21 protein-coding genes are annotated in these 22,780 nt (G+C 42.6%); 16 read left to right on the top strand and 5 right to left on the bottom strand.

All coding sequences use genetic code 11. From position 1 onward, the window contains the following. Window positions 1-315 precede the first annotated feature (315 nt). From purD to IH597_16545, 5 genes are all read left to right on the top strand, one after another. On the top strand, window positions 316-1,617 hold the full coding sequence (purD, locus tag IH597_16565; protein ID MBE0664071.1) for a phosphoribosylamine--glycine ligase: 1,302 nt from the start codon (window positions 316-318) through the stop codon (window positions 1,615-1,617). A 13-nt stretch (window positions 1,618-1,630) separates the two neighbouring features. Further along, window positions 1,631-2,605: a hypothetical protein gene (locus IH597_16560; GenBank protein ID MBE0664070.1), complete on the top strand. Its 975-nt coding sequence runs from the start codon at window positions 1,631-1,633 to the stop codon at window positions 2,603-2,605. 4 nt (window positions 2,606-2,609) lie between these two features. Further along, the gene (locus tag IH597_16555; GenBank protein ID MBE0664069.1) at window positions 2,610-3,221 is read left to right on the top strand and encodes a ribonuclease HII; all 612 of its coding nucleotides are present in this window, start codon (window positions 2,610-2,612) and stop codon (window positions 3,219-3,221) included. Window positions 3,222-3,317: 96 nt separating this feature from the next. Beyond that, a complete protein-coding gene (locus IH597_16550) occupies window positions 3,318-4,937 on the top strand; it encodes a hypothetical protein (protein MBE0664068.1) in 1,620 nt (539 codons plus the stop codon). 11 nt (window positions 4,938-4,948) lie between these two features. Further along, window positions 4,949-6,319, top strand: a complete 1,371-nt coding sequence (locus IH597_16545) for a hypothetical protein (protein MBE0664067.1) — start codon at window positions 4,949-4,951, stop codon at window positions 6,317-6,319. On the opposite strand, the gene IH597_16540 is transcribed toward IH597_16545, so the two are convergent. Together IH597_16540 and IH597_16535 are read right to left on the bottom strand one after the other, a co-directional pair. After that, window positions 6,320-7,273, bottom strand: a complete 954-nt coding sequence (locus tag IH597_16540) for a glucosaminidase domain-containing protein (GenBank protein ID MBE0664066.1) — start codon at window positions 7,271-7,273, stop codon at window positions 6,320-6,322. It lies immediately after the preceding gene. A 148-nt stretch (window positions 7,274-7,421) separates the two neighbouring features. Continuing rightward, complete coding sequence (locus tag IH597_16535) at window positions 7,422-7,838, bottom strand: hypothetical protein (GenBank protein MBE0664065.1); 417 nt, start codon at window positions 7,836-7,838, stop codon at window positions 7,422-7,424. Window positions 7,839-8,052: 214 nt separating this feature from the next. On the opposite strand from IH597_16535, the gene rsmG reads away from it, so the two are divergent. From rsmG to IH597_16485, 10 genes are all read left to right on the top strand, one after another. Next, on the top strand, window positions 8,053-8,673 hold the full coding sequence (rsmG, locus tag IH597_16530; GenBank protein MBE0664064.1) for a 16S rRNA (guanine(527)-N(7))-methyltransferase RsmG: 621 nt from the start codon (window positions 8,053-8,055) through the stop codon (window positions 8,671-8,673). A gap of 197 nt (window positions 8,674-8,870) precedes the next feature. Then, window positions 8,871-10,934, top strand: a complete 2,064-nt coding sequence (locus IH597_16525; GenBank protein MBE0664063.1) for an oligopeptide transporter, OPT family — start codon at window positions 8,871-8,873, stop codon at window positions 10,932-10,934. A 47-nt stretch (window positions 10,935-10,981) separates the two neighbouring features. Beyond that, complete coding sequence (locus IH597_16520) at window positions 10,982-11,377, top strand: PqqD family protein (GenBank protein ID MBE0664062.1); 396 nt, start codon at window positions 10,982-10,984, stop codon at window positions 11,375-11,377. Between the two features lie 80 nt (window positions 11,378-11,457). Next, window positions 11,458-12,918 carry an aminoacyl-histidine dipeptidase gene (locus IH597_16515; GenBank protein ID MBE0664061.1) on the top strand — a complete coding sequence of 487 codons (1,461 nt, stop codon included), beginning with the start codon at window positions 11,458-11,460 and terminating at the stop codon, window positions 12,916-12,918. Between the two features lie 124 nt (window positions 12,919-13,042). Continuing rightward, the gene (rpmH, locus tag IH597_16510) at window positions 13,043-13,201 is read left to right on the top strand and encodes a 50S ribosomal protein L34 (GenBank protein MBE0664060.1); all 159 of its coding nucleotides are present in this window, start codon (window positions 13,043-13,045) and stop codon (window positions 13,199-13,201) included. A gap of 129 nt (window positions 13,202-13,330) precedes the next feature. Next, entirely contained in the window at window positions 13,331-13,576 is a 246-nt protein-coding gene (locus tag IH597_16505) for a hypothetical protein (GenBank protein MBE0664059.1), read from the top strand. A gap of 23 nt (window positions 13,577-13,599) precedes the next feature. Further along, on the top strand, window positions 13,600-16,056 hold the full coding sequence (locus tag IH597_16500; GenBank protein ID MBE0664058.1) for a YfhO family protein: 2,457 nt from the start codon (window positions 13,600-13,602) through the stop codon (window positions 16,054-16,056). Between the two features lie 10 nt (window positions 16,057-16,066). Beyond that, complete coding sequence (locus tag IH597_16495; GenBank protein MBE0664057.1) at window positions 16,067-17,365, top strand: glycosyltransferase family 4 protein; 1,299 nt, start codon at window positions 16,067-16,069, stop codon at window positions 17,363-17,365. A 45-nt stretch (window positions 17,366-17,410) separates the two neighbouring features. Next, entirely contained in the window at window positions 17,411-18,193 is a 783-nt protein-coding gene (locus tag IH597_16490; GenBank protein ID MBE0664056.1) for a class I SAM-dependent methyltransferase, read from the top strand. A 27-nt stretch (window positions 18,194-18,220) separates the two neighbouring features. Further along, the gene (locus tag IH597_16485) at window positions 18,221-19,720 is read left to right on the top strand and encodes a polysaccharide biosynthesis C-terminal domain-containing protein (GenBank protein ID MBE0664055.1); all 1,500 of its coding nucleotides are present in this window, start codon (window positions 18,221-18,223) and stop codon (window positions 19,718-19,720) included. A gap of 13 nt (window positions 19,721-19,733) precedes the next feature. Here the strand turns inward: IH597_16485 and IH597_16480 are convergent, their stop codons facing one another. From IH597_16480 to IH597_16470, 3 genes are all read right to left on the bottom strand, one after another. Continuing rightward, window positions 19,734-20,711: an NAD(P)-binding domain-containing protein gene (locus IH597_16480; protein ID MBE0664054.1), complete on the bottom strand. Its 978-nt coding sequence runs from the start codon at window positions 20,709-20,711 to the stop codon at window positions 19,734-19,736. Between the two features lie 64 nt (window positions 20,712-20,775). Continuing rightward, window positions 20,776-21,732 carry a YihY/virulence factor BrkB family protein gene (locus IH597_16475; GenBank protein ID MBE0664053.1) on the bottom strand — a complete coding sequence of 319 codons (957 nt, stop codon included), beginning with the start codon at window positions 21,730-21,732 and terminating at the stop codon, window positions 20,776-20,778. 22 nt (window positions 21,733-21,754) lie between these two features. Next, the gene (locus tag IH597_16470) at window positions 21,755-22,159 is read right to left on the bottom strand and encodes a DUF4783 domain-containing protein (protein ID MBE0664052.1); all 405 of its coding nucleotides are present in this window, start codon (window positions 22,157-22,159) and stop codon (window positions 21,755-21,757) included. Window positions 22,160-22,315: 156 nt separating this feature from the next. Between IH597_16470 and IH597_16465 the strand changes: the two genes are divergently transcribed. After that, on the top strand, window positions 22,316-22,780 hold a 465-nt coding region (locus IH597_16465; protein ID MBE0664051.1), incomplete at its 3' end, for a 23S rRNA (pseudouridine(1915)-N(3))-methyltransferase RlmH.

Genomic DNA, 22,780 nt, shown 5'->3' with positions numbered 1-22,780 from the left:
TGCAACACTTTAGAAAACCTTAATGTTCTGGTAATGTAAGTGTATTATTTCGGTGGTTTCAGTGATTGAGTCTACTCCGAAAAGTCACCAAAATCTGATTTTTAGCCGTTTTTTGCCCCTGACCCTAAAGGGAAACGGCTAAAAATCAGAAGTTGGTGAAAGTCTCCTTTAGGGAACTTAGCGAAGCGATCTCACGAACGAAGTGAGTAATTTATGAGTTAGATCAATCTTCGGAGTGGACTTGGTTTATTCCTGAACCCTGAACCAAGTTCTATTTTGCTTATGTTTGCATCCACCTTAATTGCGCTTAGTTTTATGAATATTTTACTCCTCGGATCAGGCGGCAGGGAAAGCGCCCTAGCCTGGAAACTCGCTCAAAGTAAAAAGCTTACCAAGTTATGGATCGCACCGGGAAATGCCGGAACCAGCCTTTACGGAACAAACCTCGCACTGGCTGAAACTGATTTTAACGGCATTAAGCTACATGTGCTTGAAACCGATATTGACATGATTGTGGTTGGGCCAGAAGCTCCTCTTGCCGAAGGAATTGTTGATTTTTTCAGGGATGATGGCTTGCTGGGGCATGTGAAAATTATCGGGCCATCGCAATATGGGGCAAGGCTTGAATCGAGCAAGGATTTTGCCAAGGAGTTTATGAACCGTCATGCGATCCCAACAGCAAGGCATCAAACCTTTACGAAAGAGACGCTTGATGATGGCTATCGCTTCCTCGAAACTCTCATGCCGCCTTTTGTGCTCAAAGCCGATGGACTGGCTGCAGGCAAAGGAGTTGTTATTTGTCAGAATCTGAGTGAAGCCAGAGAATGGCTTTATGAGATGCTGGCAGGAAGGAAATTTGGCAAAGCTTCTGAAAGTGTTGTTGTAGAGGAATTTCTGCAGGGAATAGAGTTATCAGTATTTGTGCTAACTGATGGGAAACACTATGTGAACCTACCCAATGCCAAGGACTATAAGCGCATTGGCGAAGGCGATACTGGTCCGAACACAGGCGGCATGGGTTCGGTGTCACCGGTTCCGTTTGCCAACAAGGAATTTATGCTCAAAGTGGAAGAGCAAATTATCAAACCCACTGTGCTTGGGATTCAGAACGAAAAGATTGATTATTGCGGCTTTATATTTTTCGGGCTGATGAATTGTGCTGGCGATCCTTATGTGATTGAATACAACGTCAGGCTTGGTGATCCGGAATCCGAAGCCATTATTCCCAGAATCAATAACGATCTGGTTGAGGTTTTTGAAAAAACTGCACAGGGCAGGCTGGATGAGGTAACAATTGAAACCTCTGGCCAATACGCGGTAGCTGTAATGCTTGTTTCAGGTGGCTATCCAGGCGAATATGAAAAGGGTAAAGTCGTAAAAGGAATTGACAATGTGAAGGATGGCGTGGTTTTTCATGCCGGAACCAAAACCAATGATAGCGCTGAAATAATTACCAATGGTGGCCGCGTACTGGCAGTCACGGCAATGGCGGACTCACTGGAACTTGCCTTGAAACGCACTTATGCCTCAGCGGCTCTGATTAAGTTTGATGGCATGAATTATCGCCGCGATATAGGAATAGATTTATTGGAATATCAGGATAAACCAAGTAAATAAAACGCTGAGGAAAATGTTGATCAGGATTTTCAGATCGGGTTATATAATCAAGATTTTCATGTTTTTGATTATCTCCCTGCTTTTGTGGATTCCGGCATTTCTGAACCCGCCTCCAATTGTAACTGAAAGCACCTTTGGGATCGGATATGATGTGATCATGAGTAAGCTTTTCCTTTCGGCGAGGCTGACCACATTCATTGCATTTGCACTTTTGTTGATTCAGGCAATGGTTTTTAACGCATTATTAGTCAATAACCCATTCTTCTCAAAATCAGTCTTCCTGCCGGCGCTTGTTTATGTGATTCTTATGAGCCATCACCCTGCACAACTCACCCTGCACCCGGCCCTGATTGCCAATTTCTTCCTCATTTTTTCGCTGAAGAACCTCTATAATACTTATGATAAAAAAGAAGCCCTGAGGGAAGCCTTTAACACCAGTTTCTGGGTTTCCCTGGCTTCGTTGTTTTATCTTCCGGCCATCTTTATGATGCTGCTGGTTTGGTGGGCATTCCTTATCTTTCGTATTAATTCATGGAGGGAATGGGTGATTTCGGTAATTGGTGCAACTACACCGTATTTATTGTTGCTGACAGGATGCTATCTTACTGATCATATTGATTTCCTCACAACTTTTTATCCGGATAACATATCGTGGATCTGGGCTGATTTGAGCATAACACAACATGATTATGTTTTCTGGCCTGCTTACATTCTCCTTATACTGGTGGCTTTTTACAAGTTCAGCGTCGAACGCAACGATAAGATTATCAGTGTTCGCAAAGGTTTTGCAGTAATAAATGCTGCTTTGGTTTTAAGCGCTTTGACATTGCTCATTTCAGGGTCTGACCCGCATCAACATGCTTATTTGTTATTTCCTGCATCAGCCGCAATAATTGCCTATTATTTTATTGAAACCAAAAAACGCATTATAGCGGAGATTTTGTTTCTTTTGTTGCTAATTGCAATTGGTGTTGCGAAATTTATCTGATACCATGAGAACCCAACATTGCCTGCTAAATTCCTTTACTGGCACACTGCTTGAAGCCGGTTGCGACGAAGCTGGCCGGGGTTGTCTTGCAGGGCCTGTTTTTGCTGCGGCAGTCATCCTTCCCGAAGGGTTCAGCAGCCCTGATCTAAACGATTCGAAACTGCTCACCGCCCCGCAACGTCAGAAGCTTCGTAAAGAAATTGAAGAGAAGGCAATAGCATGGTCTGTAGCCAGTGTGGATCATAACACCATTGACCGGATTAATATTCTGCAGGCGTCGTTCAAAGCCATGCATGAGGCTGTCAGAAACCTGAGTATAACACCACAGTTACTGCTGATTGATGGCAACAGGTTTAATCCCTTTCCGGGTATTCCACATGAATGTTTTGTGAAAGGTGATGGAAGGTTCTTATCAATAGCGGCTGCATCGGTGCTGGCAAAAACACACCGGGATGAGTTCATGACCAGGATTTATGAGGTGTTTCCGCAATATGGCTGGGATCGCAACAAAGGCTATCCTACAGAAACTCATATCAGAGCCCTGCAAATTTACGGGCCATCGCCCTGGCACAGACTCACTTTTCAGGTTAAGCGTCAGATAAGGATTACATTTTAATTCGTCGGAACCATTTGTTTTTATTCTAAATTCGCAAGCAGTTACAGCAATTGTATAATTGAACTTCAAGTTAAATAACTACCCATTCCCATCATTATGAAAAAATATAAAAAGAACAGCAACATCAGGGTGATTGTCATGCTGGCCTTACTTATTTCTTTCATGGCTGCGTGTATCAAAGACCAGTTCGACGTAGAAAAAATTGCTATACCGGCTTTCAAACCATCTATTGCGGTCCCGCTGATTTCTTCCAGCTTGACTTTGAAGGATATTCTGGAGAAAACCTCCTTAAATATCATTGAAGATCCTGACTCTAAACTAATAACAATGGTATATGAAACACGTGGGATTTTTTCACAGGTGGCTGAAGATGTAATGCAACCTCCCGATCAGCACTATACCTTTCCCGAGGTAATCAATTACATACCCCCTTTGCCGGGTGAAGTATTCACATATAGTTACAATGCCATTCGCGGATATACGACGGAGATTGAGGGTCAGCGGATTGATACCTTGTTTTTTAAAGCAGGCATACTGACTTTACAATACACCAGCGATATTGATTATGATGCGGTTTCAACCATCACAAGCCCCTCACTCAGGGAGAAGACAACAGATGCACCACTGGTTCTCATAAAAGACATCATTCAGGGAGCTAACAATGAAATTCAGTTAGAGCTAAAAGATTATTACATGATTTTTGCGCACGATCAGTTGGAACCAAATTCAGTTAGCTTTGATTTTGTGCTTCAGATATCTGGAGCCCCCGGCGCAGTGCCGGCAAACTACCAGTTTGATACCGACGTTTTTTTAACCGGTGTACGCTTTCAGAAAATGATTGGTTATTTCGGGCAGTACAACTACAGTCTCAGCGATACTTTGTTTTTTGATGTTTTCGAAAACCTAACGGAAGGCTATTTCCAGATTGATGAGGGAAGTGTTGACCTTGAAATTGCCATTCATAATACGTATGGAATGCCTATTTGGTTGAGTTTCTTTCCATTCACAGCAAGTTCTGATATAAATCCACCATACAATGTTGATGTCAATCTCTTCGGGCCAGGCATTCCCAACGAGTTTGAAATTCTCGCACCTACATACGCTCAATTGGGTCAAACTGCCACTACACTCCTCGAAACGAATTCGAACATTGGTGAAGCGATAAATATGAGTCCGCAGTACATCTACTTTGGGGTGAGTGGTATTTCGAATCCGGGGCTTGATCCCAATGAACTCAATTTTGTGCTCGACACGAGTAGTTTCAGTATTGATGTGATCACCAAAATTGAACTGTTTGGGCTGCTTGAGAATTTCATCCTGCAGGACACACTTGATTTCAATGTTGATATTCCCGATGAGGTTGAATCAGCTGAGTTTAAGATCAAAGCATTAAACGGCTTTCCGCTCGAACTTGACTTCCAGGCCTACTTCATGAGCGCAAATTACCAGGTACTTGACTCCCTGATCACCGATCAGGTGCCATTGCTGAAGGCGGCGCCGGTTGGTCCTGAACCCGAATATAGAGTTACTGATCCTATTGAAACTACATTTGTTATCCCGGTTCCAAAGGAAAAAATGAGTAGTATCGCAGCATCTGAATTCATCATCATTAAAGGTGTTGTGAGCTCAACAAACAACGATAACGTAAAGATTTACAGCGATTACACACTTGATATTCGTATGTCTGCGATCTTGAATACAAACATTGCCCCATAATCCCGACCAACATGAAAACAATTAAAATAGCCTGTGTTGCATTGCTTTTTTCAATGCTGTTTGTACCCCGGCTCCTGGTTTCACAGGAATCCTTGTTGCTTCATGCCATGCGGGAAGTTCCCCAGGCGGGATGGGCAAACCCTGCTTATATTCCACCCTGTAAAGCCCATTTCAGTTTTTTGATACCAGGGCTGGTAGTTTCGGCTGGCCACAGCGGATTTGCCTGGGATGATCTTTTCACCCGCAGGGCCGATGATTCGCTGAGCCTGGATATAAGCAAAGCGATTTCAAAAATGAAAGCCAATAATTACCTGAACTCAACATTCAGGCTTGAAGCCTTTTCCTTGGGGATCAAGTTCGGAAAAAATTATCTCAGCTTGTCATCCAATGTCAGAACCGATGTGGCTTTTCAATACCCCAAAAGATTGTTTGAACTGCTTGATCAGGGTAACGCTCCGTTTATAGGACAGGAAATGGATTTCGATAAACTTCACTTTAATGGAACCGCCTGGGTAGAGAACTCAATATGTTACACCCGGCAGATTAGCAGCAAATTCAATGCAGGGCTGAGGTTTAAAGTGTTGACAGGCCTTGCCAATGTTCATCTGGCAGAAAACCAGCTAGACTTTTATACTGACGATGATATGTATGATCTCAGCTTTGAGAGCGACTTTCTTGTGAATACTTCGTACCCAACAGAAGCAGATTATTATATGCCGCAAAGCCGTGGTTATGCAATTGACTTTGGCATTACATGGACGCCCGTTGAGGAGTTGGTTGTAGCTGCAGCTGTAAATGATCTTGGAAGCATCACCTGGAAGGAAAATCTTGTTAATTATAAATCAAATGACAACTCGGTGTTCACCTTTTCCGGGCTTGAACTCAATGATTTTTTTAACAGTGATGATGAAATTGAGTCCGGTTTTGAAGCCCTGGCTGATTCGCTGGAAGATATTTTTTCAATTCAGGAGTTGAGCAATAATTACACATCGCCTTTGCCTACTGCTTACCATCTCGCTGCCAATTATCGCTTTACTGATTACGATCAATTAGGAGCCGTGTTCAATGTGCGGCAATTTGAGAACCAATTCATTCCTTCAGCCAGCCTGATGTACCATCATAATTTTGGGCGTGTGTTCGCAACTACACTAGCTGTGTCATACCACAATCAAAGCTTTAACAATGTTGGATTGGGATGTTCACTCAACCTTGGGTTTTTGCAGATATACGCTCTCAGTGGCAATGTTCTTTCAGTTATTATTCCTGAAAGTGCAAGAAATATCGGCGTTCAGTTTGGATTGAACTTCCTGATCGGAAGACTGGACAAATACAAGCCACCACTCACCATCATCATTGAAGAAGATTTCTGGGACGAGGAATAATTAAGGGCGTAGTTTAATCATCTGCCCTGCTCTTGGCTCACTTCCTTCCAACATTTTATTATGCCGGTATAAATTTGATAGCCTGATCCCATAGCGTTGGGCAATATCGTGCATATTTTCATTGGCTTGTACCTGATGTGAGTCTATGTTAGAGCGTGTTCTTTTGATTTCGAGATACACCAGCGTACCTTCCTTTAAATTGCTTCCTAAATCCTGGTCGTTCAATCGGCAAAGCTTTGCCATGTGAATATCAAAATCGTTGGCGATTTTAAAATAGGTATCGTCAGGCCGGGCAAAAACAAATATCCTGCGGTTGTTCAGAAAAATAGTCCTGTTGTTCGGTCCTGGTGCAAATTCAGCATATTCCGGCGAAGCGAAAACATGATCATCAAAAACAGGCTCCGGCTCCTGAACCAGTATTGGGCCATGGATCGCCTCATGATCAAGGAGAAATAATTGATTTTCCTCAATTACCTTAATGAGCATGTGCGCGTATTGCGGATTGGTCGCATATCCTGCGCTGCGAAGACCGTGGGCCCAGGCCTTGTAATCGGTGATTTCAAGCTCGAATAATTTTGAATACCTCGGTCTTTGGGTCAGAAAGAGGGAATGATCGTAAAACGATTCTTCGGCAGATAAATATTTTCTGAAGCACTCGTTCTTTTCATCATCGTCCCAGCGATAAGTTGCTCCGGTCCACTCATGGCATTTGATGCCGAAATGGTTGTTCGCATTCCGCGCCAATACACTGTTTCCATTTCCCGATTCAAGAATGGCCTGAGCCAATGCTATGCTGGCCGGTATGCCAAAATCACGCATTTTTTGGATCGCATGAGGTTTATAAAGCTGGATATAATATTCACGGGAGATATTTTCCTGAACCAGCTGTGGAAAAAGTGGTATTGAAACCATTAAACAAGATGAGAGTAAGAATGAACAGAGATACCTTATCATCAATTAAATAGCTTTTAGATGGAAGCAAAAAACGGTTTCAGTATGCACAAAACGGCTCCGTGCATCAGAAACGCCCAATTTTTAAAAATTCGTATATGACTGCTGATATAAATGCTCAGCGGAAAGATTTAAAACAGGAATTGCCCGTCTAAAGGTTTTTGTAAGCATGTCCTTTGCGAACCACTTCCAGAAACTCGCGATACAATTGAGAATGTTCACCAAACACACGGAAACTACCACTCATTACCTGGAAAGTACAGCGCTCCCCTGCAATTTCGGAGAACATCACTTCATAAACATTATTTTCTGGATCAACCATTAGCACCATTGCAAGGTTTGTATGTGTTTTTGAAGCCAGCCTTGCATGGCATATCGGACAATAAAAATTGAGTTTCTCGCCTTCCTTTAATCCTAACGAGGAATGACAAAGCATCGTGTAATCGCCTAGCGTCGGGCTTAACAGCAAAAGGCCTTTTTCGTTTTTGCTTGTTGTTACTGAAAAGATAACGTGCTTGTCAATCTTCAGGTAACCTTTGCATTTCGGGCACATATAATTGTTTTCCATTGGTCTTGTATATTTAGGTAGGTTTTAAAAATCAGGGCATAAAGTTACAATATTATATGAGTGGGCGCAAGGCAGGTTGTTTGATTTGTTTGCCGGCTACATGAGAGCACTAAAACCACTCATTATCAGTACAACAAAACCAATTATCGTTCATTTAGCATTTTCTCGTTCGTGTTCCATATTTTTGCCGAACCGATTTAAATCACAAGCTAGAATGGAATTGATCAAAAAGTATTTTCCCGAACTTCAGCCGGATCAGCTTGAGCGGGTTGAACACCTGCACGCTGTTTACGAATGTTGGAACCAAAAGCTTAACCTGATATCCCGTAAGGATTTTGCTTTCTTTTATGAACGCCATGTGCTGCACTCGCTTGCCATTGCAAAAGCATTTGATTTCCCAGCCGGTACCACTATAATGGATGCCGGAACCGGTGGTGGGTTTCCCGGAATACCGCTCGCGATCTTTTTCCCTGAAATCAATTTTTGCCTGGTTGATTCGGTTTTAAAAAAGATAAAGGCTGTTGAAGCAATTTCAGGCGAATTGGGTCTGACCAACCTGGTTGCTTTAAACCAGCGGGTAGAAAATGTGGATCGTAGGTTTAATTTTATTGTAAGCCGTGCCGTAGCCCCACTGGCAGAAATGATCCAATGGACTGGCAGCAAGTTGATTCCTGCCGAAGCTACCGTACCGAAGCCCGGAATCATTTATCTGAAAGGTGGCGAGGTTCACCAGGAATTGTCAAATATTACATGGAATTACAGGGTTATACCCATTCGCGGGTTTTTTGAAGAAGAGTTTTTTAGCACCAAGTTGATCGTTTACCTTACACGATAAAAATTATCTGCCTTTTTATTCCTCCAATTGCTTTTGGAGAGCCAAAATATTGTTTATGTGTAGATAGCTGTTTATCAGCTTGTTTGTGTTTGATCAAGCCTCGCGAATGCTTTTTGCTTGCCCAATTCACGGATTTTTCATTATTTAGCGATTCCAAGGTTTATTAATCCAATAATTATTCATTAAATGCGCTGATTATGACACAACAGAAGAAATTTGTACCATTTGTTTCATCCGAAACGAATATGGCTGAATTTACCCTGCGCGCCCTGGTCATTGGCTTGATCATGTGTGTAGTGCTTGGAGCCGCCAATGCTTACCTGGGCCTTAAAGCGGGCATGACCATTGCTGCCACTTACCCTGCAGCGGTCATCGGAATGGCCATTCTCAGAGCTTTCAAAGGAACTATCCTTGAAGAAAATTTTGCCCGTACCGTTGGCTCAATCGGTGAGTCAGTTGCCGCCGGTGCTATCTTCACCTTGCCGGCTTTCTTTATTGCCGGCATATGGCCCGATTTCTACACTCCAGGAAATTATATGATCTCTGCTTTGATAATGGCAGTGGGTGGGATACTCGGAATTATGTTCGTGGCACTTCTACGCCGGGTCATGGTTGAAGATGCTGACCTTCCTTATCCCGAATCGGTTGCTGCGGCTGAAATTCATAAAGCCGGACAACATGGCACAGGCGGAAGCAAATTTTTATTTCTTGCAATGATCAGCGGTGCAGTAATCAAGGCGCTGGGCGAGTTAAAGTTTTTTGCCACTGCATGGTCTAAGTTTTTCGTTTTTGTAAAACAAACAATACCAGGAAGCTCATTTGTTGGTGAAGGTGGATTACTGGTAAATTCTCCCAAGATCAGCCCTGCATACATGGGCGTGGGTTATATTATCGGCCCGAAGCTTGCATCTCTGGCTTTTGGCGGTGGACTACTCGCATGGGGATTGCTCACTCCAATTATTCTTTACTTTTTGTCCTCTGGCTTTGATGTTCAGGGATTGATAGCATCCATTATGGCCGACAAACCTGATTTAACACTTCAGGCAGCAACCAATGAAGCATGGATGAACCTGGCAAACAATGTTTGGGGAAGAATCGTACGACCTATCGCTATAGGTGGTATGCTTGTCGGCGCTTCATATACACTGTACCGGATGCGTAAAAGCTTATTTGCCGGAATTTCGCGATCGGTATCAGATGTTAAAAAGGCAGCAGCTGGCAGCAGCGTGCTTATCGAGCGTACAGAAAAAGATATCAGCTTTACATGGATTATGATCGGAATTGCTTTTGTAGCAGTTTCCACTTTCCTCATCACGTTTTTAATTTTTGAAACAACCTTCCTCATTGCTTTTGTGGCTGCAACAGTAATGATCATACTTGCATTTTTCTTCGCCGCAGTTTCGGGTTATCTGGTTGGGATAATGGGTTCGAGCAATAATCCTATCAGCGGGCTCACACTTACAGCGCTGGTTGTTACAGCAATTATTCTTGTTGCTTTGGGAGCTTCCGGACAAGAAGGCATTGCCGCTGTTCTCGGCGTTGCTGCCATTGTGTGTGTTTCGGCAGCCGTTGCCGGCGAAATGCTCCAGGACCTCAAGGTCGGGCATATTCTTGGCGGTACGCCCTGGAAAATGCAGTTTGGCGATATCATCGGCGTAGTTGTAGCAGCAGCGGTATTATTTATTCCATTGTTTATCCTTCACGAGGGTGATGTGGCAACAGGTTTACGCGAAGGCTATGAAGGCGGTTTCGGCAGCAAGGAACTTCCGGCTCCTCAAGCTAGCTTGATGGCGATGTTATCACGTGGAATCGTTGGTGGTGATATGACCTGGCCGCTGATAATCGTTGGAGTTTTTATGGGAATAGGATTTATCCTTATCCAGGCCGGCAGCCCGATGTTGATCAGCGTGGGTATGTACTTGCCGTTCGGAACTGTATTTGCCATTTTTGTTGGTGGTATGATCAAAGGTGTTCTTAACATGCTTGCAAAATCACGCAAAATGAATGAAGCGCAAAGTGTAAGAATTGAGAATATCGGAGTCTTGCTGGCGGCCGGCTTTATAGCCGGCGAGGCCTTGATAGGTTTGCTTTTTGCAGGCTTCGCGTTCGCTGAAATGGAACTGTTTGCTTTCTTCGCCAACCCGCCATTCAGCATCAGCACCATTGTACTTATCCTGGTTGCACTGTCTCTCATTTATATTCCGTTGCGCAATGCCGGAAGACCCGACGAACCAGCTCCACCTTCGATTGGAGGGCACTAATTTTTTAAAATTAATTTACTATTCACACATAATTTTGGGAACCAACAGTGGGACTTAATATTTTTCAACGCCGCCGCATTCTTAAAGGTGCCAATTACCTTGATCTCGTGCCTGTTCGCAGACAATCCTACGAAACCGGCGAAGATGGACTTGTCACACTTTTGGTTCCCAAATTTTCAAATAAATCACTCAGCAATTTTCTGGTTCCCAAAACCAAATCAGATCATTTCAGGATCAAATTTGATGAATTAGGAAGTGCAACCTGGCAAGCCATTGACGGTAAGCTCAACGTTGGACAGCTTTGTCAGAAACTTTCAGATTCATTGGGTGAAAAAATTTTTCCGGCGGAGGAAAGGGTGCCTAAATTCCTCACCCTGATGTATGAGCAGCGCTATATTACTTTCCAGGAACTGATTGATGCTGAAAACCGCTCGCGAATTTGATCATTATTGATACTAAGCTGAAAATTAAGCCGTTTAGTTTGAACCCAAACCCATAATATTCAATTTAATTTAATAGCAATATGAAAAGTGAAATTTCTAATCTCGAACCTAAACTGCTGTGGAAGCATTTCCATAGCTTAACCCAAATTCCGCGTCCATCAAAGAAAGAAGAGCGGATCATCCAGTTCATGAAAGAATTCGGCGAAAACCTTGGTCTTGAAACCATTGTTGATGAAGTTGGCAATGTTATTATCCGCAAGCCTGCAAGCCCGGGAATGGAAAACCGCATGGGTGTTGTGCTGCAAGGCCACCTCGATATGGTTCCGCAAAAAAACAGTGATAAAGATCACGATTTTGAAAAAGACCCAATTGAAACCGTCATTGATGGCGATTGGGTGAAGGCAAATGGAACAACCCTGGGTTCGGACAATGGTATGGGTGTTGCTGCTGCCATGGCCGTGCTCGAAGATAATAGCCTGGTTCATGGACCGGTTGAAGCGCTCTTTACAATTGACGAAGAAAGCGGTATGACTGGAGCATTTAATCTCAAACCTGATTTTCTGAAAGGCGATATTCTTATCAACATGGACAGCGAAGATGAAGGTGAACTTTATATTGGCTGTGCCGGCGGAATCAATGGGAATTTTAGGTTTCCTTATAAAGAAGAAGCTGTTCCTACTGGGATGAAAGCTTATAAAATTAATATTACGGGGTTGAAAGGCGGTCACTCGGGACTTGATATTCCACTGGGTCGTGGCAATTCCTGCAAAATTACGATCAGGCTGATACATCATGGCATTAAAGATCATGGAATGCGTTTGGCATCTATTGATGCCGGCAACATGCGCAATGCTATCCCTCGCGAAGCCAATGCAGTGGTGCTTATGCCTGCTGCTGAGGTTGAAAAATACATTAGCTGTTTTGATAAGATTGTAGCTAAAATTAAAGCCGAACTTTCAGTAAGCGAACCAGGCCTGGCAATTACTATTGCTGAAAATGAAATGCCCGCCTTTGTTATGGATGCCGATGCTCAGAATAGTATGGTCAAGGCTGTTTACGGTTGCCCCAATGGTGTGATCCGTATGAGCGATGCAATGGCAGGATTGGTGGAAACCTCAACCAACCTTTCAATTGTAAGTTCCGTTGAAGGAGCTGTAAAAGTGATTTGTTTGCTTCGCAGCTCAGTTGACTCAGCCAAGCATGACCTTGTGAATATGATGGGCAGCATTTTTGAGTTGGCTGGCGCTGAAGTGAATTTTGATGGTGAATATCCTGGTTGGAAACCCAATCCTGATTCCACAGTTTTGAAACTGATGCAGGATGTATATAACAAAAGGTTCGGCAAAATACCGGAAATCAAAGCCATACATGCCGGCCTTGAATGCGGAATTCTCGGAGCAGCTTACCCCAACTGGGATATGATCTCATTTGGTCCAACCATCCGCTATCCTCACTCACCCGACGAAAAAGTGAATATTCCATCCGTTGGGAAATTCTATGAGTTCTTGCTGGAAACACTAAAAAATGTTCCTGTAAAATAATAGTTCTATTGATCTTCCGGGGAGATATACTCCCCGGAAGATTTTTATCCGGATTTTTTTTGATGCATGATTTGGAGAAGTTAAAAATTCCGCTACCTTTGCACCCTCAAAAAACAAGACAGTCATGAAACGTACATTTCAACCATCCAACAGGAAAAGAAGGAACAAGCATGGATTCAGGAAAAGGATGTCAACTGCTGATGGCAGGAAAGTGCTTGCATCACGCAGGGCAAAGGGTCGCAAAAGGCTGACTGTTTCCTGTGAAATGATGGACAAACGATAATTTGTATAACAGAATATTGATCAAGGCAGCAAAACGCTGCCTTTTTGTTTTATACTAAGTTGCAGCAATTACATACTATAATCAAAAAAGCCATAATTTCGCTACCTGTTACATTCTTACCGTTTTCTTATGCTCACATTTATTCTCATAATCATTCTCTTCTCCTTGCTCATCAGATATCTGATGCCTTATGTATTGCCCAGGTTGCTGATGTTTTGGGTCAAACGGCAGCAAAAAGCCAACCAGGCGTGGCAGCAGAAACCTCCGGATCCGGAAGGAAGCGTAAATGTTAAATATCCGCCTCCGGGCCAAAAAAAAGTAAAATCACGTTTTCCGGATGCTGAAGAAGTTGATTTTGAAGAAATCGAGAAATAAGCTTTTACTTTAACAACCATGCTATGAATAAAGTGAATTTGAAAAAAGCAATACCACACCTGGTAGCAATCCTGGTTTTTCTGGCCCTGAGCCTTGCTTATGTTTCACCGGTGCTTGAAGGCAAGCGTATTTTTCAATCGGATATCATGAAGCATACCGGAATGGCAAAAGAAATTGTTGATCATCGTGAGAAAACGGGCGAAGAGGCACTCTGGACCAATTCTATGTTCGGGGGCATGCCGGCTTACCAGATTTCGGTGAGGTTTAATAACAACATCTCAAATGTTTTTCATAAGATCATAACACTGGGCTTGCCACGGCCGGCTGATATGATTTTCCTCTACTTCATAGGTTTTTATATACTCATGCTGGTAATGGGGATCAATCCATGGGTTTCGTTGCTGGGGGCTATTGCCTTTGCTTTTTCAACTTACCATTTTGTGATTATTGATGCCGGACATAATTCTAAAGCCGTAGCCATAGCTTATATGGCGCCGGTACTTGCCGGCATTATTTTAACACTCCGTGGTCGTTTGCTGGCAGGCGGCATTTTAACCGCTATATTTCTTGGGCTTCAGATCAATGCGAACCATTTCCAAGTGACTTACTATTTGATTTTTATAGTCCTGGCCATTGGCATTGCCTGGCTGATAGAAACCATTCGAGAAAAGAAATTCAAGCAGATTTTTGCACCTGCAGGGGTTCTTATACTGGCAGCAGTACTTGCGTTGTCTGTCAATACCACCAATATTCTTACCACCTTGGAATATTCGAAATATACGATCCGAGGCGGTTCGGAACTTACTGATACCATTGGTGTGCAAACAGCTACCGGTTTGGACAAGGATTATGCTACACGCTGGAGTTATGGTATTGCAGAAATATTTTCGCTGCTTGTACCAAACATTAAAGGTGGAGCCACACAGGCCATTGCTTCAAACCCTGAGGCTTTGAATAAAATTGACAGACAATACCATGAATGGGTTGGCCAGCAAAATCATTATTGGGGTGAGCAACCCTTCACTTCCGGCCCGGTGTATGTTGGCGCTATCGTTTTCTTTCTTTTTATACTCGGAGCCCTCATAGTCAAAGGTAGCCTTAAATGGGCTTTGCTATCGGCTACAGCGTTATCGGTTGTGTTGGCATGGGGCAATAATTTTATGCCGTTAACCGAATTCTTCCTTGATCATGTGCCCGGCTATAATAAGTTCAGGGCAGTTTCGATGACGCTGGTTATTGCCGAAATTTGCATCCCCATCCTTGCACTGCTTGCGCTGAAGGAAATCATGGAGAGACCGGGTATTTTAAAAGCAAAAATGAATGAGTTTATTCTTGCTTTAGGTTTTACAGCTGGCCTGGCGCTGCTTTTTTATGTTGCCCCACGATTGCTTTTCAGTTTCACCACTAGTCAGGAAATGGCCAGTATGATGGAGTTTAAAACCACTCAGCCCGATATGGCAGCAACCGTGGATTTGCTCTTTGGACAGCTTGAAAATGTCAGGATTGGGATATTGAAAGCCGATGCCCTGCGCAGCTTTTTTTACATTTTAATTGCTGCTGCCCTGATTTTGGCTTTTCAATTTAGAAAAATTAAAAGCGGAGTTTTGATTTCATTGCTTGCAATTTTGGTCCTTGCCGATATGTGGACAATTGACCGCCGTTATCTTTCAGATGACAGTTTTGTAAACCGCCGGCAGGTTGAAAGGCCTTTCCAGTCCACTGCAGCTGACCAGATTATACTGAAAGATGTGGATCCACATTTCAGGGTTTTAAACCTTACAACCAATACTTTCAATGAAACATCCACCAGCTATTTCCATAAATCAATGGGTGGTTATCATGGAGCCAAGCTGCAGCGCTATCAGGATTTGATTGATCACCATATTACTAAAGGCAATATGGCCATTATGGATATGTTTAATGTAAAGTATATTATAAATTCCGAAGGCAACCAACAGCCCGAAGCACAGATAAATTTTAACGCCCTGGGCAATGCCTGGTTTGTGAACCGATACCTGGAAGTTGAAAATGCAGATGAAGAAATTGAAGCGCTCAATAGTTTTAATCCCGAGCTGATAGCAGTTGTGGATAAGCGGTTTGCTGAGAATTATGCAGGTCAAACTTTAGAGGCTGATCCATTGTCTGCTATTTTTCTAACCTCTTATGCGCCAAATAAATTAACCTACGAAGCCAACACGACCACAAGTCAGATGGCTATATTTTCAGAAGTGTTTTATGATAAAGGCTGGAATGCATACCTAAATGGTGAACCCTGGCCGCATTTCAGGGTCAATTATCTTTTACGCGCGATGATTGTTCCGGCCGGTTCACACAATATAGAGTTCCGGTTCGAACCACAGTCTTATACTGTTGGAGAAAATATTTCACTCGCAGGATCAATCCTCATGGCTCTATTGATTTTGGGATTTATTGGCTTCGAAGCTAAAAAACACATGGCTGCCCGCAGAAAAGAGGCATAATACCGGCATCATGAAAAAAGTGCTGATAATAACCTACTATTGGCCACCAAGCGGTGGGGCAGGGGTTCAGCGCTGGCTAAAGTTTGTAAAATATCTTAGGGAATTTGGCTGGGAACCTGTGGTTTACACACCCGAAAACCCCGAACCACCGGATGTTGACGAAACACTTTTTAAAGACATTCCGGAAAATCTCACAGTCATAAAGAAGCCTGTCTGGGAACCATATACGCTCTACAAACGCCTGACCGGAAAGAAGAAAGATAAAAGGGTCGCACATGGTTTTTTAAAGGAAGACGGCAAAACAAACTTCCTCGAAAAAGTTTCGGTTTGGATACGAGGAAATTTTTTTATTCCCGATGCACGCTGCTTTTGGATAAAACCATCAATCCGGTTTTTAACAGAATATTTGCGATCCAATCCGGTGGACGCGATTGTTTCAAGTGGCCCGCCACATTCCATGCACATGATTGCCCTTGGTATAAAGAAAAAGCTGGGCATTCCCTGGCTTGCCGATTTCCGTGATCCGTGGACGGAGATAGATTTTTACAATCAACTCATGCTAACTGATGCTGCCAATCGCAAACATAAAAAACTGGAAAAAGAAGTACTGAGTGCTGCCGATGCAGTTGTTACGATTGGGAATAACCTGGCCGAAAGCCTTACCAAGCTGGGTGCATCAAATGTTAAAGTCATCACAAACGGTTTTGATGCCGACGATTTCGGATTTCTTCCGGTGGAAATTGAACGTTCGTTTACAATCACTCATATAGGGAGTGTGAATAAGGATCGTAACCCTGAAATGTTGTGGCAGGCAATGTCTGAGTTGTGTGCCGAAAATGAAGAAATGAACTCGAAGCTTCGCCTTCGCTTTGTGGGTAAAGTAGATTTTAGCCTCAAGTATAGCCTGGACAGTCATGGCTTGATGAACAGGACTGAAATTATCCCATACTTGCCACATCAGGATGCGCTTAGAATTGCGGCTTCATCAGCAGCCTTATTATTGCTCATCAACCAAACTCCTAACCAACAGAGCATTGTTACGGGCAAAATATTTGAATATTTGGCAACGGGAAGACCAATACTTTGTATTGGCCCGGAAAGTGGAGACGGATCAATGATTATCAGGAACGTGAATGCCGGTGTTACCTGCGAACCAAATGATATTCAGGCTCTCAAGGATGGTGTTGTACGAATTTATAAAAATTTCACAGAAGGTCATCCAGGAGAATTAAAAGATAAAATAGGCTCATACAACCGAAAATATCTGACCATGAAACTCTCGGAAGTGTTGGATACAATCACCCGTTAGGTGTTCTTTGCACAATTATTTTAATTATCAACAGAATATCAATATATGGATAATCCCCTGTACTATGAAGATTTCGCCTGGGCCGAATTGCAAGATGAAAAAATTCAGGAAAAAGCCAATCTGTTTCTGTCTTTAATCCCAAGAGATGTTAAAACCATCCTGGATCTTGGATGCGGCAATGGCATTATAACAAACATCCTGGCAGAGCATTTTGATGTTACCGGTGCCGACCGCAGCGTCGCTGCACTTAAAATGGTAAAAACCAAAAAGGTGCAGTGCAATTGCAACGATCTTCCGTTTGCTGATGGCGCTTTCGATATGGTGCTGAGCTCTGAAATGCTCGAGCATCTTGAGGAAAACGTTTATCAGGAAACAATCGCAGAGATCAGAAGGGTTGCAAGGAAATACATTTTGATTTCAGTTCCTGACAGCGAGCATATCCAGCGGGATTTGATCAAGTGCACAAATTGCGGTTATTTTTACAATATGAATTACCATCAGCGCAGCATGAATACCAACCTGCTGATGAATGCTTTCAATGGCTATAAATTCATACAGGAGAGAACCGGCGGGCCTCTCGTGAAACCGTCTTTCCGGTGGCTCACAAAATTGAAACATAAATTGGCGCCAGCTTCATCCTGGATCCCAACATACTGGACTAAAAAGCGAAAGCGCAACACACTCTGTCCAAAGTGCGATCATTCCTTTATCATTCCTTTCAGGCATCATCCTGTTTCTTTCGTTTATGATGTGCTTACCTATCTGTTTTCGAAAGCCCGTCCATACTGGCTCATTGTACTTTTTGAAAAACAGAATACCGGAATATAATATCTTTGCCCATCGTATCAGAAAACCATGGGCATAGTTCAGCGCGATAGTTTCCGGATAACCATCATAGCTTATATCGGAGCAGCAATCGGGTATATCAATAAGATATTCCTTTTTACCAATTTTTTAGAAGCCGATCAGGTGGGACTGGCCAACCTGATGATTACCCTTGCTCTGATTTATGCTCAGTTTGCTGCCTTGGGTTCGTACAATATTACTTACAAATTTTTCCCTTTTTTTGATGATAAAAAAAATAATCACAATGGTTTCCTGCCAGGAATCACTGTGCTGGCAATGGCAGGCTTTCTAATAACCACAATTCTTTTTTTACTCTTCCAGAAACCTTTCAAATTATACTACCAGGAAAGCAGCCCACTACTGGTCGAATATATTTATTACCTTATCCCATTGGGATTGGCCACTTTATATTTTCACCTATTTGATTCTTATCTGCGAAGTCTATACCAAAACATTGTACCATCGCTGATTTTTGAGGTAGCCCTCCGGATCTTTGTAACACTCACCATTTCTGCTTATGCTCTTGGTTTCATAAGCTTTCCGGCGTTTGTAGCCATTTACGTGATTGCCAATTGCCTGCCCGCAATTCTTGTGATCCTGTACACCTGGTATATCAGGCAACTGTTTTTCAAACCATATTTTTCTCCCTTGTGGAGAAGATTGGGTAAGATTATTCTGGTATATGGCGCTTTCTCATTGTTCAATAATTTGAGCGTGCTGCTTTTATCAAGCATAGATTCATTGATGGTAGCCAGGATCATTGACCTTGGTGCAGCAGGAATTTACACTACGATGATTTTTATTACCAGCGTTTTACTTATCCCATATCGTTCAATCATGAAGGTATCAACCCCGGTTGTTGCCTCGCACTGGAAGGCGCGGGCGATGGATAAGATGGAAGATTTATACCACAGGGCTTCGGATAGCAACCTGGTCATCGGTGGCGGGTTATTTTTACTGTTATGGGTTAATATTGACTCGATTTTAGCTTTTATGCCAGAGGAGTATGCGGTCGGAAAGTATGTTTTTTTGCTACTGGGTATCGGTAGGCTGTTTGATATTACATCAGGCCTGAACGGTGTGATAATGCTCACATCAAAAAAATACCGTTACGATTTGTTTTTCACCCTGGGCCTGGTGGTTTTTGCTGTGATCTCAAATTATATTTTTATCCCCGTTTTCGGTATGAACGGTGCCGCATTTGCAAGCATGATCACACTAGTACTATACAATTTTTTGAGGATCATTTTCATACAGATACATTTTAAGATTCAGCCTTTTCTACTCAGGCAGCTCTGGGTTCCAGCCCTCATCCTTTTAATTACACTTGTTACATCCCAGGTAGGTGAGATCATTATTGTGTATGTTGATGTGCTGATCCGGAGTGCTGTTGTCGGGTTATTGTTTATAATTCCGGTCTATTTCCTTAAAATATCTGTTGACACCAACCAAATGATTGACCGCTATGTAAGATGGATGAAAATATTCTACAAATTGAAGAAGAAATAGTAGGCCGTTTTTGTCAGGTTCCCAATATATTAGTAACAAATTTTGGAAGGTTGTAATGTCCTGAAAAAACCTGATACAGTTCATGGAATATTTTGAACCTGCCAGGGTCATGTTGCTTTAATATAACTTCTTCCCTGATAATCTTAATGGCCATTTTGCCTTCCAGCACTACATGATCAGCGATAGTATCAGAAAAGAATCCTTTTCCTATGAGTAAACCCAGCGTTCGGTTACGGCTCAGATCGTTAAGCGCTGTAAGCCCGAAATCGCCAATGCCGCAGTAATTAAAAAGTGTTTCTTCTTTTCCACCCAACAGCAGAAGCAATTCCCTGATCTCATTGAATGCTTTTGTAAAAACCAGGAAGCGTAGATTGGGCGAATTAAAATGTGCATCAACAATGCCCATAGCTATGGCATAAATGTTTTTTAAGATGCTCACCAATTCCACGCCGCGCAGATCGTTTGAAAAATCGAGATGAATGCAGGTTTCACTTGTCAGTTCGCGAAAAAAATCATCAGAAGAAGAATCAGCGCTTCCAACAGTAAAACCGGTTGGCATTGAGTTGATAAGCTCGCGTGCAAAGGCAGGGCCTTTAAAACTTACAACCGGGTTTGAAAATGAAGCATTCAGAATCTCAGCAACGGTTTTTGATCCGTTTCCATAACCTTTGGCAAGGTTCACAAGAATGGTGTTTGGGTCAAGATAAGGTTTCAATTTATCCGCGACTTCCTTCACGACAGCAGATGGAACAGCAAAAAATAGCACACCGGCATTTTTAACAACTTTGTTTTGAATGGTCGCTTTTAAATCGGGATGCAATTTAATCCCGGGGAAGTACTTGCTATTGACACTCTGCTCATTAATTGACTCAACAACCTCCGGTTCAATGGATAAAAGAATGACTTCCGGATTCATTCTTCCGGCAAGCACATTTCCGAGCGCAGTTCCAATGCTGCCTGCACCGGCGATAATAATTTTATTTTCAAGCATCGGTAATAATTGTATAAAACACGCTGCGAAGATAATGGAATTCGAACTTCAGGGAGCTTGGATCTCAACTATCCGGGTTCAGGCTGGCTTTCCGCCCGCGCTGAACCTGCATGATACTGGCATTCATCTCGAAACCGAGGAGCAAAATGATAGAGTTGAAATAGATAAACAATAGGAAAATCAGCAGGGTTCCAATACTGCCATATAAGGTATTGTACTGACTAAAATTGTTCACGTAATAATTGAACCCAATGCTGGTGACTACTGTAAGAATTGTGGACAATGTTGAGCCTGCTGAAATAAATCTGAAACCTTGTTTCCTGGCAGGAGCAAAATAATACAGTGATGAATACAAAATCAGGAACATGAGCACAGTTATCAGCCATTTTACCCCGATGATCATTTCGTAAGTATAACGCCCGCGTAAAAACCCTGTAGCATCAAGCCAGTTAATAAGGGCGGGTCCAAGAGTAATGAGCGCGATTGTAATTATCAATAAAAATGCAAGCATAAATACAAGTGCAACTGAAACAAGTTGTGTACGTAGAAATGATCTGGTTTCAATTGTATAATAGGTTTGGTTAAACGCTTCTATGATACTGCTGACACCATTGGTAGCAAAATAGAGGGTCAGAAAAAACCCAATAGAAAGCAGGCCACCTCTCGGTCGGTTGATGATATCCAGAAGCGTATCCTCGACAGTTTCGTAGATTTGTTGTGGTATGAGGCTTTGCATTAATTCAAGCAGTGAATCCTGGAAGCCGGAAATGGGAACATAAGGAATAAGGGTGAAAAGTACAATGATTGCGGGAAACAGCGCCATAAAAAAATTAAATGATACTGCTGATGCGCGTGTTGTTACTGACCCTTTTATAATACCCGTTAAGAAAAATTTCATGACATCATACAGTGGTATGCCATCAAATCCGGGAAGAATGATTTTACGGAGGTAACGTATCAATAAACGCCTGTGGGGACTATGGATGAATTTATCATACAGCCTTTTGAAATAATTCATCATACCAGGGGGCTGTTAAGAGTTCTTAATCATCGTTTTCGAGGCGCAACTGATGGATGAGTTCGGCATCAGTAACAAGTTTCAAAAGGTAATACGACCTGAAGGTATTGTTACTTGATTTATAAACGCCAATGAAGTAACGCGATCCATCAGAAGAAGATCCCTTGTGGCTGATTGTAAAAGATTTTGGCGGATATTTTATAAAAAAGTTCCGCATAATGAGTTCAGCCTGCGGTTTGCTGAATCTGCCGTCATTATCGGGCAATGTGAGCTGAATGCTGGCGTTAAAAAATTTTGAAAGTTCCTGTGAATTGCCGTTACTGATATGCCTAACAATTGTATTGCCAACATCTTCATCCTGCGAATAAGCAGTGGGAATGACAAAAACCAGCATTGAGAAGAAGGTAATGAAGAAAAACTTATTGATCATGGTAGTAGCGCTTACTTGAAATTTTCAATAACCTTACAAAAAACACACCAGATTATCAGAATATGAAAGAGTCCTGCAAATATAGTATTTTTAGCCCGTTATTAATCGGATACCGATTATCAAATTTCACTTTATGGTTCAGATTAGCCCAAAGACATGAAGTTCACGCTTATAAACACTGGTAAAACTGAGGAAAAGTACATTCAGGATGGCCTCGCACTTTACGAAAAACGCCTGCTTCATTATTGCAGTTTTGAGAACACATTTGTGAATGTCGGTTCAGTTGCCGGCAAACTCCCTGTACCGCAGCTTAAGCTTAGAGAAGCCGAAATAATATTGAAAAAGATCAAACCTGAAGATTTTGTTGTGTTGCTTGATGAGAATGGCAAACAGATGAAATCGCAGGAAATGGCAGCTTGGATGAATGAGCAGATGATCCGGGGAACCCGGCATCTTGTCTTTATCACCGGCGGTGCTTATGGGTTTCATGAAAGCATGCATCATCGTGCGAACCTAAAGCTCTCACTTTCTCTTCTTACATTTCCGCATCAGCTTGTCAGACTTATTTTTCTGGAACAACTATACCGTGCTTTTACAATCATCCGCGGCGAACCCTATCAC

This window comes from Bacteroidales bacterium, from assembly GCA_014860575.1.
Classification (GTDB): domain Bacteria; phylum Bacteroidota; class Bacteroidia; order Bacteroidales; family JAAYJT01; genus JAAYJT01.
Note: the sequence above shows the minus strand (reverse complement) of the source record. Positions and strands in the feature narration are given on the sequence as shown.